Here is a 13,488-nt window from a genome sequence, read left to right on the forward strand (position 1 = left end):
TAGTTGTATAAGTGAAACTCAAAACAGGTTTGGCAGAAATCTTTTTGATTTCGCTTTAGTTTCTTACCACAGGTTTTGCACGTTTTCATAAAAGAATAAATGTTGTAAGAGGTTTATGTATATCCTTAACAAGAACAACGGAAAAGATACGGAAAAAGAGTTATAACTGGAGCTTATAGTGTTTAAGTAGTGGAAATCTTTTTATATATTAATAGTGAACTGTTTAATTATGTGGATTTTTAGACCAAGTAAATGGAGAGAGAGGAAAGTTGCTAAATCTGAGATAAAACAAGCTGGCAATCTTATAAATAAATGGGGTGAAGAACTAGCTAAATTAAATCCAGCAGATATTAGAGCAGATAGAATTAAATCTGAGATGAATCGGCTTAGGGGATTATACAATTCAAGAATTATAAGGTTACAGGAAAATAATATAGAATTGCTTTACTTTCTATTAGGAGTTTTATTCATTGGTATTATTTTTTCATTTTTTGCAAAGCCAAAATTCAATATTAGTATTACTGTAAGTGCAATTATTGGTTTGTCTATTGCAACAAGTGGAATTATTCTTATGGTACTTCGTCACTTTTTAACTAAAAATGAAAGGGAAGCTAAAGTAAGGAGAGATAATGAAGAAGCAAATTATTTCAGACATCTAATTAGTGAAGGTAAGAAAGAATAAAGTAGTTCAAGATTCTTGCTGTTGCTCTTTGATAGCAGCAATTCTTCAAAAGCAAGTAAATCTCGTCAAAAGATGGAAGAGCTTAAATAGCAGTTAGCACATTATACCTATTATCGGCAAGTAAGCAACGTTTATGCTGTTACTTGCCTTGATTTGCCATGACAAAAATCGAATTTATGGTTTATAGACTCTAAAAGCTGGCAAGTTGGTTCGTTCTTCAAGGGTTAAACGGAAAAATCGGTCGCTATGCTAATTTTCCAAGAAAATTCCCGATTTTTCCCAAATGCCAATCCATCTCTGAAAATTTTGTCAGGAGTGAAAATTCATGGGTTGCCGAATTTTCCTCGCCAAAATTTTCGAGGGATTGTCACTTCGTTTAACCCTATAAGTTCTATTCAATAATTTCAGGGGCTAACGAAAGGGGCAATTTTCTAAAAACTAAACTAAAACGAAACGACGAGGGGGGGAATTCCGTAACGAACGAAAACAAAAGCTTTAAATAGTATTAGATTATTTAATTAATAGTTTAAGCATAATTTAAGAATAGTTAAAGAATATTCCAATGGTAAACATACAAAAAACCAAAAAAGGGCAATATACCATCACTCTTCCTTTAGATATTATCCTGATTAAAAAATGGAAAAAAGGAACAAAACTTTACCTCTACATAAATGAAAAAGGAGAATTAGTTTTAAAGGAGATAAAATAAAATGTTAAAGAAGATTGAATTAACCACTCTAGAGTTACACGTGGGGGGGGGGGGCGAAGTGAAAGAGTTAGAAATAGTTTATTGTTAGTAGTTTGCCTGCTCGTCTTTACAACATTAATCTCTCTTGTTTATGCCGCAGTTTATCAACCAACAGGCTATCAAGGCTCTCCTTATTCTGATGCTAATCCAAATTTTGCTGGAACGGATAATGCAGCAGGTAGTGGCGGTTCAGCTGTTTCTGTTTCAAATAATGATAGTGACTCTACTGCATTAGAGCAAGCACTATCGCAAGAAAATGTAACTGTAAGGATTTCTGCATCTGACTTTGACCCAAATTCAACGCTGTCTGGAAATTATACCATTGGGACATCAACTGGAAGTGAGAAAGGAAATGCGCAGAATGGAACAGAAGTAAACGGAGCAGGCGGTGCAGGGACATTAGGCAGTGACGGAGATTCTGCTCAGGCCAAAGCAAGCATAGAGAGGGATGGTTATTACGATTTTGGTTCATCAATTAATGGTTCTGTTTGGATTAAAAAAACTACAAATGGAAATGCAGATGCCAGTACTAATTATTTATTTAATTATACTTATTGTTATTATAATGATTCATGGAATTGCGACGCAGAAACGCAAAATACAGCAAGCGGGGTCACTACTAATTATCAAGCATATACAATCACAAACAAAATCATAAATAGTAGCTGGGGTGGAGGAAATGACGTTACTAATTACTCATTGCGTGTGAGAGTAAGAGGACACGACGAACAAACAGCAGCTTTAAATCCTGGGTTGTGGTCTGGATTAAGTAATGTGACTGCAGCTGCTAAAAATAAAACAATCCAACACAGATATAAATGGATTTACTCTTATAACAATGGGACTACTTGGAATGATGGAACTTCATTCAGCAACTGGAATTCCACTCTTTTGAGGAATGGCACAAGCACTTTTAATGTCGTGAATCATATTACAGAAATATTTAGTAATATAACTCATTACGGCTTGTATGTTGAAGTTAATGGTTCTGATGCTTTATATGGAAACAGTGATTTATTCAATGCAACAGGAAATGTCACGCAGTCCAATCTAAATCTAACACAAACGGCTTTTACAACTGTCAATACAACATATTTCCCGTCAACAGATACAGCAAACACAACTTTATGGTTTTATGGTGAACTTGGATATGCTTACGGTGCAGATGCGAATGATTATGGGGGAACAGGGCATCCTGTAAATGTTTCTTTATACAAGCCCACACCTTCCGGTTATTCATTTATTGAATCTAAATTTCCAACATTAAATGCAAATGGCGCTTTCTCAACTAATTTTACTTTATCTATTAGAGCACAAGGCGGAACATGGCTAATAAAAACAAATTATAATTCATCAACTGACACATTTCCGGAAAACTCAAAAACTTTTATTGTCAGAATTATAGCAAATCAAACAAAAACTTATGGCTTTTACGGAGAAAACACCTCTGCGATATATAATTTAGCAAATACTACAAACTTGCAAGGAGAAATAAGAATAGAGACATTTATTTACAACAATCCAGAAGGCTTTACACCAAACTGTAATGTAACAATTCAAGGCAAATCCACAGAGCAGATGACGTGGAATAGTACAGGATTATATTGCTACAATAATACCCAAGCACCAACATCAACAGGCGAAAAATCTGTACAAACAAATTTCACAATAAATGGAAGTTCTGGAGCAACAGAAGATAGCTTTTCTTCTCAAAACGCTCTGCTCAATGTAACAGATATTTTGATTATTAACGCTACCAATTCAATTTTTAATGTTTATAATAAAGGCGAGAATGTAACGCATTGGGGAAATGTTTACAATATAAGAAGCGAGCCGTTGCAAGGAAAAACGATAATAATAAATTTGATTAATTCTTCTGGAATTGTACAAAATTCAAACTCTTCTGTTTCGCTTGATGGCAACGGCTTTTTTAACAAAACCATATCAATTGGCTTTACAAACTCTTCGCAAAATAATGCTACTGGAGAATCATATCGCACCAGAGCATTGTTTAACTCAAACAATGGAAACAGTACGGAAACCACGTTTTCAGTTTCAAGTCTATTAAGTGTCACAAACATCTGGACTGATAAACAAGAAGAGGGAACAGATTTTCCAACAGGGAGTGAAGAAACATCATTCTTTATCGGTGCCGATGTACTTTATGTAAGAACTCATGTAACAAATGTTAGAGGAGAAAATGTTTCCGATAAAATGGTTTATTCTAATGTTACAAAAACAGATAGAACTTTGGAAGAAACAAGAAATTCATGGAATTCTTCTACAAATTCTTATGGCTGGAATCCATTCTACAATATAAATGTCATTGCTCCTGCTAACCAGAGAACTGTAAATAGCCTTGCTAATGACACTAGTGGGAATTCTGGTTCTTCAACAGAAACTATAACATATTCTCCAAGCTATACTGGCAATCTTAATCTTGATTTATGGATCGCAAAAGAAAGTGGAAATACAGACGGACATAGTTTTGAACAAGGAGACAATATTACTATTTATGCCTTATTTAACAAAGACGGAACGGCTACAGATGTCGCAAATAACAATAGTCAGATTACACTTTATTATGGAAATAGTTCTGTCTATATTTCCCAAACAAGTATGACTTATGTAAGTGCTGGTTTGTATAAATATAATTTTGTAATTGCAAGCGATGCGGTTAAAACGTCATATTTTACAAGAGTTTATGGTTTGCTAAGTGGAGCTGATCAGTATGGTTCTGTTTGGTATAGAGTTAGTGAGCCACCAACAACCACTTATACAAGTTTAAATATGCATATAAGCACTGGTTCTACTTATTACACTTCTGATACTTTAACGATTAATGCCTATATGTATAATCAAAATGGGAATGCCGTGACAAATGCAAGTGTTAATTTAACAATAAATTATCCTAACGGAACAATATTCATTTCAAACACAAATCTGAGCAATGATGGAAATGGAGATTATTCTTATTCAACTAATTTAGGAACAGTAACAGGGAATTATAACCTAAGAATTAATGCAACTCAAGGAAATTTAAATGCAAGTGCCATTGAATCATTTTCTGTCATTTCAGCTTATTCCTCTATTTTCGTTTCTACAAGTTCAGTCGCAAAAAGACAAGGAGATAATGCTACTATTAGAAGTTATCTAAAATACCAAAACACAACAGCAGTAACAAATGCAAATATAACTTATGATATCTATTATCCAAATAGCACAATTTGGTTAAATTCAAGCAACGCTACCGAGGAAGGAAATGGGTTTTACAATTTTTCGTTCAACATCCCCTCAACAGCTGTTTTAGGAGATTACAAAATTGTAACAACTGCAATAAAAAACCCCACAGATACAGATGTTTCTACATTATCAGTCTTAAAGAAAGTTTCTGGAACGATGATTGATATAACTAATTATGTTGAGGTTGAAGCAGGAAATAATTATGTGGCAGAGATTTCTGTTAAGGATGAAGAGGGAAATTATGTAAACGCGGATTCAACCCCCAAAATAACTCTAATTGATCCCTTGGGAGATGTTTCTGTAGGACCAACAACATCAGGAGTTACAACTATAACAACTGGAAGATATAATTATACGAAAGCGACCGCTTCTTCTGCAACAGGCGGGCAATGGCAGGTCTTAGCTAATGTTTCAAGAGGAGGAAATTATTATGAAAACAGAGAATATTTCAAAATTACATCAGGACCTTTTGACGTTAGGGATATTTCTATAATTGATACCTCTGTCCCAACTTTAAGCATTTCGGTTGTTTTGGAAAATACAGGAGGAGCAATAAAAGATATGTATGTTGAATGGAACTTAACAAGAACAGATACCGGTGCATTATTAGATTCGGGTGCTGATACTGTTGCAGTTGCAGGAAGCTCAGCAAAAACTCATACAATAAGCCCTTCAACTTCTTATATTGGAGATGTAAAGATAACCTTTCTTGGATGGTATGGAACAGATTTTACAGAAAGAGCGGGAGCTTTTAAAACTTTTATGACAACAAGTGCTCCTGTTGGAGAAGGTACCCCTGGTGGAGGAGCTGGTGGTGGAACGGGTGGAGAGTCTAGAGAAGAGGCAACGCCCTCCTCAACTGAAGAAATTGTAAAAGAATCTTCGGTAGACATAGATTTATCAAAATTGATAAAGGCAGCTTCCGTAAGAGTTGCGAAAGGTCAAACCATAACATTTCGCCTTGACGAAAAAACAACACATCGCTTAACAGTTGATTCATTATCAGATACATCAGCCCAAATAACTGTGCAATCAGAACCGCAAACTTTTGTATTAAATGTAGGTGAATATAAGAAATTAAGCCTTGATGGGGGATTAGATAACTTAAAAATAACATTACAAAGTATAAAAGATGGGGTAGCAGAGATCAGCATTGAAAAAATAGACCAAGAATCTAAAATAGCTCCTGGAGAAGAGAGTGCAAAAGAAACTGAAACAATTCAGGAAAAAGAGAGAAAAGCTCCGTCAAAGTCAACACAGTCTTACTGGCTCAGTATCTTAGTTCTCATTGTTATGGGATTATTAATCTATATAATAAAGAAAAAAGAGACGATTAAAGAGTTACTTACAAAAAAACATAAAGCTAAAGAGAAAGTTACCAGATATAACTTCCTAAATGCAAAAAACATCATTATTGTTATTTTAGGAGCGATAGTTTTAGTTTCTCTCTTGTTGAATATTTCAATTAAAGAAATTCCTTCAAAGATAATTAGTGTTTTAAGTGCTGTAAAACTACCTTCTGTAAGTTTAAACTGGTGGGTCGTGTTTGGAATTTTAGTTGTTTTGTTATTGTTCGGAATATTAATTATCCTGTTTTACATCTTTAAAGAAATTAAGAAACTTGTAAGATAAAATTCAACAAACTATAGGTTTAGCCAATCTACCAAAAAAAACATTGTGCCAGAAAAATTCCCGGAGAAAAGTAGAGGAAAAAATGCTGTATCTTATGAAAATCCAGTTCCAAAACCAATAATAAAAAAAGCAGTAGGGAATACAATTAACAACTCGGTTGCTTCTATAAATTCAACTATAGGAAAAGAAGTTTATAGCGATGAAGGGAATTATATCGGAAGTATTGTTGATTTTATTATTGGTGCAAACAGAATAGACTCAATCAAAATCGATATTAAAAATGAGAAATATAAATCGGGCAAAATAAAAGGTTGCATTATCAATTTTAAGAATATTAAGAGTTTTGGAGAGGTTATTATTATAGATAAAGCAATAGTATCAGATTTAATAGAAAAACTAAAAATTAATCTTTAAGCAAATTTTCACAATCAATTCGTCCACTCTTCTTTTTGTAAAAAGAAGCAAAAACAAACGGAATTCCCCCCACGACGGACTGAAAATTGCCCCTTGATACTTATTCTTGATGGCTCACCGTGTTCGCTTGATTGAATACGCCCCTGAAATTACTTTGATTTTTTGCCTACGGCATCGTTGCACTAAAAATCAATCCCTCCAAGTATTCGGGAGAATAGAACACCGAAAAGGCGAATAGGATGCGCCAATTTCAAAAGTTGTATGTGCACAATAAACCGAAAGTTTTATATAGTATGTGCTCTTACAATATTATATGGCTTACATTGAAACCATAAAACGGAACAAAAAGGAATATTACTACCTCACAAAAAATGTAAGGCTCAGCTTAAACAAATGGAAGAAGATAAGGGTTTTCTTAGGAGATAAAAAGCCTTCACAAGAAGAACTAAAAAAATATGCTCAAGAAATAGAGGATAAATCAAAACCGTTTTCAAAAATCTCAAATTATACCTATCTTTCAGAGCATGATGCAGAAACCTTGCAGGATCTAAAAGAAAGTTATAGCACATGGCTTAAACAAATTCCAAAAAGTGCCAAGGAAAAGCTGAATGAGGATTTTGTTATAAGATTTACATATCATTCCAACGCAATTGAAGGTAATAGGCTGACATTAAGGCAAACTGCTCTAATTCTTAAAGATAAAGTAATACCTTCTGGAGTAAGAGCAGAGGATTATAACGAAGCCATAAATGGAAAAGAATGCTTAGATTATATTAAATTGTATGAAGGCGAATTAAACACCAAACTGCTCGAAAAAATAAATGGGATTCTTACTAAAAATACAGGAGTAGTTTATGGAGGAAGAATACGTTTTTTTAATGTACAAATACAAGGCTCAACTCATGTTCCTCCACCCCATACAGAAGTTAAAAAGCATATGCTAAATTTTTTAAAGTGGTATAGTGCAAACAAAAATAAACTGCATCCGTTTGAATTAGCAGCTTTGATTCATGCAAAATTAACATGGATACATCCTTTTGAAGATGGAAATGGCAGAACTGCAAGAACCGTTATGAATTTTATCCTAATGAAAAAGGGTTTCCCTATGTTTTTTATTCCATTTGAGAAAAGAGAAGAATATTACCAATCATTAGATGTTGCTGATAAAGGCAATTATAAGGAATATATTTCTAGAATGTTGCAATTGATTATAGATCAAATAAGAAGTTACGGGCACAATAAGAAAGAATAATTCTTTGGATTGTGCACATACAATTACTTTTAACTATAACACCACCGATCCTTACTACTATTTTTGTGAGTGTGCCCCTAAACGTAGTTCTTTATTGCTCACGGTGTTCGCTAGATAGAAACGAGCCCCCGAAAAAACTTGCTTCGCACCCCGCTGCGCTTTCCCTACGCAGGCGCGTTATTTGATAAGATAATGTTACTCTCACCCGCTTCGCTCAGGTCACTTAACAGCAACTGCATACGTTAAGAAGCATTATTTTCGAAACTCTTTCACCATTCCTAGAAAATATTCATGCACTTTTGTTTCTCCAACAAGTTCAGGATGAAAACAGGCAGCTAAATATTGGTTTTGTTGCACAACAACTGGTGTTTTTTCATCCAGTGTTCCAAGCACTTGAATAGTACTTCCAACAGTTTCTATCTTTGGCGCCCGGATAAATGCACCACTTATTTTCTTATTCAAAAATAATACTGGTTTAACAAAGCTGTCAAGCTGACTTCCATAATAATTTCTTGAAAGCGTTATATCCATTAATCCCAATGAATGTTTTTCCTTGCTCGTCAAATCTTTTGCCAACAAAATAGCTCCGGCACAGGTTCCAAAAATAGGCAATTTTGTTTTTTGCAATTCATTATCAATCCCTTCCTGCTTGAGCAATTTGCTTATGGTTGTAGATTCTCCACCGGGAATAATTAATCCATCACAGTCAGTAAGATCTTTTTTTGTTCTTACTTGTTTAATAAACACGGGAAACTTACTAAGAATGGCAATATGTTCCCGAAAATCTCCCTGTACCGCAAGAACTCCAATCGTCAGCATACTGATCAACTATCTTCGCTGGGAAAATTTGACTTCTAAACTTTCTATTTCTCTGCCTGGCATGCTTTTTCCAAGACCTGCAGAAATAGCTGCCAATCGTTTGCTGTCTTTGTAATGAGTTACTGCTTCAACAATTGCTTTTGCCATTTTTTTTGGATTTTGTGATTTGAATATTCCTGAACCGACAAAAACGCCGTCAACTCCCAATTCCATGCATAATGCTGCATCTGCTGGTGTTGCTATGCCGCCTGCTGCAAAATTCACTACAGGCAATCTTCTTAATTTTAATGTTTTTATTAACAATGGAAAAGGAACGCGCATTTTTTTTGCTGCTCTTTTCCGTTGTTCTTGCGTTGCTCTCTGCAAATATTTTATTTGGTCATTAATAGTTCTAATATGTTTAATAGCTTCAACAATATTTCCCGTGCCAGCTTCGCCTTTTGTTCTGATCATTGCAGCGCCTTCATTAATCCTTCTCAATGCTTGCCCCAGATCAATTGCTCCGCAGACAAAAGGAACTTTGAATAGCCGCTTGTTAATATGATGCGTTTGATCGGCAGGTGTCAGCACTTCGCTTTCATCAATAAAATCTGCTGCCAAAGCCTGAAGAATTCTTGCTTCAGCTGAATGACCAATTCTGCATTTTGCCATAACTGGAATGGTAACTGCTTTTTTTATTTTGATTACAATATTAGGATCTGCCATTCTTGCAACGCCACCTTCTTTTCTAATATCAGAAGGAACTCGTTCAAGAGCCATGACTGCGACAGCTCCAGCTTCTTCAGCAATTCTTGCTTGTTCATGGTTAGTAACATCCATGATAACGCCGCCTTTAAACATTTCAGCAAAACCTCTGTTAAGAAGTACTTGAGCTGGCATTTTCTTTATCTTTTGAGTGTTTTTCATAGAAGAAAGGGAATTAAGATTGATTTTTAAATGTTTATCTTCAGTTGAACACACGCATATTCTTGATTTTATAGAGTTTGATGATCTTTTCTTTGCCATCTATGGTTAGTTATTCCATATAACGAGGGAGAAATATACTCTATGAATACGATTACCCTATTCTAATAAAAATTTCCATGCAGGAATTAATTTTATTGTTCCTTCTTCAAATTTAATTTCTTTTTCTTCTTTATTTGTGATTAAAATCCCTTGTTTTTGATTAAATTTTCTCATGAATTCTTTCATTGGCTTAAAATCTTCAGAATTTATATTTTCTTGATATTTGACTTCTATTGGTGATTTATCATAAATTATATCTATTTCTGTTCCATTTTTCCAGAAAGAATTTGCTCTGAGTTTATTTACGATTATTGTTTCAACCATTCTTCCAAAAAAAGACTCATCTATTTTTGGCTTGTAGAGGTAAGATAAAGCAGTATCGGTCGGATACGCTCTTTTTTTCTTCCTTAATGTAGTTATGCTTCCCTTTCTGTAATTTCCTAAAATTGTTATTAAAAAGCTGTCTTTAAGATATGAAATATAATCTTTTATTACTCTTCTGTCTTTTTCAAATTGTTTGCTTAATGATTGGTAATCAACATACATTCCTGGATTTGTAGAAATCAATTCCAAAAGAATCTTTAAAAATTCAGGGTCTTCTATTCCAAACATTTGAGGGATATCTTTATACACTATTTTATCAACAATTAATGCACGGATATATTCCTTAAAGTCTTTGTCTGTTTCAAAGGAAAATGTTTCTGGAAATCCTCCTTTTTCAACAAATTTCAAGAAAAGCGGGTTTACAGCAGTTTCATACTTAAACTTTTCTTCTTTTAGGTTATTGAATCTTAGATATTCTCTAAATGTAAATGGAGTTAGAGTGAATTCGAAAATTCTGCCTGCCAGAGTTTCTTTTGTTTTCTTTCTTATGAAAAGAGATTCAGAGCCGCTTATGAAAAATTTTAATTTAGGATATAAATCATAATATTTTTTTAATTCATTCTCCCAATTTTTGTACTTTTGAATTTCATCAAGAAAAATGTATATTTTGCCCTCTCTGAAATCTTTTGAGTTCATTTCTTTGTATGTGCTCAAAACTTCACTTAAATTTACGGACATTTCATCAAAAGAGAAAAAGAGGATATTTGTTTGCTCGACTTTTTCTTGCATTAATTTATGTATCAATTGGTACATAAGTGTCGTTTTTCCAATCCTTCTAAGACCAGTTAGCGCGACAATAAATCTTTTGCTGATATGATTTTCTATTTCAGTAAAAACATTTCTCTTGAAAGGCAAAGCTAGTTCTGCATCTACTTTTCCACTTATCCACCACGGGTTAAATTCTTCTAATTTTGCTCTTTCCATTTTAAAATAAGTACATTATAATGGACATATTTATAAACTTTGTGATCATTAGGATGTCCATATGACTGAGACATCGCACATTGTCAAACCATTATTCGTACGACCGAATCAAATGAGTGTTGTACTTGCTTTGTTTTCCTTGTGCTTATTTAACGCCATTAACACCAACGATTTGGTCACCATATCGCTATTACCTCTGGCGTAACTGTACGTGGAAAGCTTAGAGCGCTCCTCTAAGCTTTCCACGTACTTTTTACAAAAACTTTTATATACTTCAACTCAACATAAATTCCCATGGACCCTATATTATTTGTCGGCTTATCAGGCATGTCATTAATATTACTTGCCTTTATTATGAACCAATTCCATAAATGGCATGATGATGACTTAATATATGATATAGTCAATGTCTTAGGTTCAGGATTATTGTTTATGTATGCTTATTTATTAAATTCAATGCCGTTTATGGTGTTAAATGCTGTCTGGTTTTTGATTTCATTAAGGGATATTTTCCTGGATGTTAAAGTTATGCAACGGAATAAGTTGACGCTGCATAAAAAGGTCAAAATATAATTGATCAACGGCTGCGTAGAAATCCTATTAATTCGTGCGCATAGCATCTTCAAAATTCTGGTTGAATTTTTTTGAAGGAGCTACGTTCCCGAATGGAGCAACCCCTCGTAACGCTCAGGTTTCAGAAAAATGATTGAATTTTGACCTGAGGATGCTATGCGCACCACAGGATTTCTACGCAGCCGATCAACACAAACTATATATACTTCTTTTCTTTGTAGATAGTTATGGTTAAAAAACAGTTGAAACATTCAAAGGAACCAAAACAATCTCTTACAAGCTTAAAAAAACAGATTATACCTGTATTAAAAAGATATCATGTGAAAAAAGCAGGTATTTTTGGCAGTTATGCAAGGGGAGAACAGAAAAAGAATAGTGATGTGGACATATTAATAGAAGTTAAAACGGTTAAATTTAGTCTTCTTGATATGGTTAGATTAGAGCGTGAAATAGAAGAAACTATCGGTAAAAAAGTAGATCTTCTAACGTATAGATCTATAAATCCATTATTAAAAGATTACATCTTAAGAGATGAGGTTAGGATTATATGAAAAAAGACGATCTTGTTTTTCTTGGACATATGTTAGAATTAATTGACAAAGTTGAATCTTTTTCAGAAGGCTTATCAAGACAAGATTTTGATAAAGATGAATTGAGGCAGTATGCAATTGTAAGAGCTATTGAAATTATAGGTGAAGCAGCTAAAAATCTTTCTTCTTCTTTTACTTCTCAGCATTCTTCAATTCCTTGGAAAGATATTATAGGTATGAGGGACAAACTGATTCACCATTATTTTGGTGTTGATCTTAAGGCTGTATGGGATACTATGAATAATGACCTTCCAGATTTAAAAAAGAAATTACTTGCTATTAAAAAAGATCTCAAATAAAAAAGAGGATAATTCAGTAATGAAAAACCTAACCTCCACCAAACAATTGGAACTTAAAGCAGTAACTATACGTGAAGATATGATTAAAATGTTAGAACATGCTGGTTCTGGTCATTCTGGCGGTCCTTTAGGCATGGCTGACATATTTACGGCTTTATACTTTAACATTCTTAATCATAATCCTAAAAAACCATGGAATAATGATCGAGATCGTGTCATTCTTTCCAACGGCCATATTTGTCCTATTTGGTACACTACTTTAGCTCATGCTGGTTATTTTCCTATTAAAGAATTAATGACCTTGCGAAAATTAAATACGCGATTGCAAGGTCATCCTCATATCCATTCTGCTCCAGGTATAGAAAATACAGCCGGTCCTTTAGGCCAAGGAAGTTCATTTGCTGTAGGCATAGCATTGGCTGCAAAAATGGACAGGAAAAAACACCGTGTTTATTGTCTCCAAAGCGATGGAGAACTGGAAGAAGGTCAGTCTTGGGAAGCATATATGTTTGCTGCTGCAAAAAAATTGGATAATCTAACGTTTATAATAGATCGAAACAATATTCAGATTGACGGCAATACTGAAGATATCATGCCTTTAGAGCCGTTGCATAAAAAACTGGAGTCATTTAATCTGCATGTTATTGAAATAGATGGTCATAACTTTAAAGAAATAATTAGTGCTTGCAATAAAGCGAAAAAAATCAAAAAACCATCGGTGATTTTAGCCAATACTGTTCCTGGCAAAGGAGTTTCATTTATGGAGCATGATTATCATTGGCATGGCAAACCTCCAAATAAAGAAGAAGCAGTCAAGGCACTGCAGGATTTGCATAAGATTAAGAGGTCAATATTAAATAACTACAAAATAATAAACAACAAAAATGAAACAAAAAAAAGTGGTTAAGGACAAATATCTTGTT

At 33.9% G+C, this 13,488-nt stretch carries 12 protein-coding genes; 9 read left to right on the plus strand and 3 right to left on the minus strand.

The window, feature by feature from the left end:
* Nucleotides 1-229: 229 nt before the first annotated feature.
* The 5 genes from HYY69_01150 (at nt 230) to HYY69_01170 (ending at nt 7,971) form a co-directional block, all read left to right on the plus strand.
* Nucleotides 230-682, plus strand: coding sequence for a hypothetical protein (locus tag HYY69_01150; protein MBI3032053.1), 453 nt, complete (start codon nt 230-232; stop codon nt 680-682).
* 562 nt (nt 683-1,244) lie between these two features.
* A complete protein-coding gene (locus HYY69_01155; protein ID MBI3032054.1) occupies nt 1,245-1,391 on the plus strand; it encodes a hypothetical protein in 147 nt (48 codons plus the stop codon).
* 81 nt (nt 1,392-1,472) lie between these two features.
* Nucleotides 1,473-6,305 (plus strand): hypothetical protein, encoded by a 4,833-nt coding sequence (locus HYY69_01160; protein MBI3032055.1) that lies wholly within the window; start codon nt 1,473-1,475, stop codon nt 6,303-6,305.
* Between the two features lie 45 nt (nt 6,306-6,350).
* The gene (locus HYY69_01165; protein MBI3032056.1) at nt 6,351-6,719 is read left to right on the plus strand and encodes a PRC-barrel domain-containing protein; all 369 of its coding nucleotides are present in this window, start codon (nt 6,351-6,353) and stop codon (nt 6,717-6,719) included.
* Nucleotides 6,720-7,032: 313 nt separating this feature from the next.
* Nucleotides 7,033-7,971 (plus strand): Fic family protein, encoded by a 939-nt coding sequence (locus HYY69_01170; protein MBI3032057.1) that lies wholly within the window; start codon nt 7,033-7,035, stop codon nt 7,969-7,971.
* A gap of 252 nt (nt 7,972-8,223) precedes the next feature.
* Here the strand turns inward: HYY69_01170 and pdxT are convergent, their stop codons facing one another.
* The 3 genes from pdxT to HYY69_01185 form a co-directional block, all read right to left on the minus strand.
* The gene (gene pdxT / locus HYY69_01175; GenBank protein ID MBI3032058.1) at nt 8,224-8,787 is read right to left on the minus strand and encodes a pyridoxal 5'-phosphate synthase glutaminase subunit PdxT; all 564 of its coding nucleotides are present in this window, start codon (nt 8,785-8,787) and stop codon (nt 8,224-8,226) included.
* 12 nt (nt 8,788-8,799) lie between these two features.
* Entirely contained in the window at nt 8,800-9,669 is an 870-nt protein-coding gene (pdxS, locus tag HYY69_01180) for a pyridoxal 5'-phosphate synthase lyase subunit PdxS (GenBank protein ID MBI3032059.1), read from the minus strand.
* A gap of 183 nt (nt 9,670-9,852) precedes the next feature.
* Complete coding sequence (locus HYY69_01185) at nt 9,853-11,103, minus strand: ATP-binding protein (protein ID MBI3032060.1); 1,251 nt, start codon at nt 11,101-11,103, stop codon at nt 9,853-9,855.
* A gap of 294 nt (nt 11,104-11,397) precedes the next feature.
* Here HYY69_01185 and HYY69_01190 point away from each other — a divergent pair, with 294 nt between their 5' ends.
* The 4 genes from HYY69_01190 (at nt 11,398) to HYY69_01205 (ending at nt 13,472) form a co-directional block, all read left to right on the plus strand.
* A complete protein-coding gene (locus HYY69_01190; protein ID MBI3032061.1) occupies nt 11,398-11,676 on the plus strand; it encodes a hypothetical protein in 279 nt (92 codons plus the stop codon).
* A gap of 227 nt (nt 11,677-11,903) precedes the next feature.
* Nucleotides 11,904-12,227 (plus strand): nucleotidyltransferase family protein, encoded by a 324-nt coding sequence (locus HYY69_01195; protein MBI3032062.1) that lies wholly within the window; start codon nt 11,904-11,906, stop codon nt 12,225-12,227.
* The gene (locus tag HYY69_01200) at nt 12,224-12,565 is read left to right on the plus strand and encodes a DUF86 domain-containing protein (protein MBI3032063.1); all 342 of its coding nucleotides are present in this window, start codon (nt 12,224-12,226) and stop codon (nt 12,563-12,565) included. The genes HYY69_01195 and HYY69_01200 overlap by 4 nt, the downstream gene beginning before the upstream one ends.
* Before the next feature lie 19 nt (nt 12,566-12,584).
* Nucleotides 12,585-13,472 (plus strand): transketolase, encoded by an 888-nt coding sequence (locus HYY69_01205; protein MBI3032064.1) that lies wholly within the window; start codon nt 12,585-12,587, stop codon nt 13,470-13,472.
* The last annotated feature ends 16 nt before the right edge of the window (nt 13,473-13,488 follow it).

The organism is Candidatus Woesearchaeota archaeon, assembly GCA_016192995.1.
Taxonomy (GTDB): domain Archaea; phylum Nanobdellota; class Nanobdellia; order Woesearchaeales; family DSVV01; genus JACPTB01.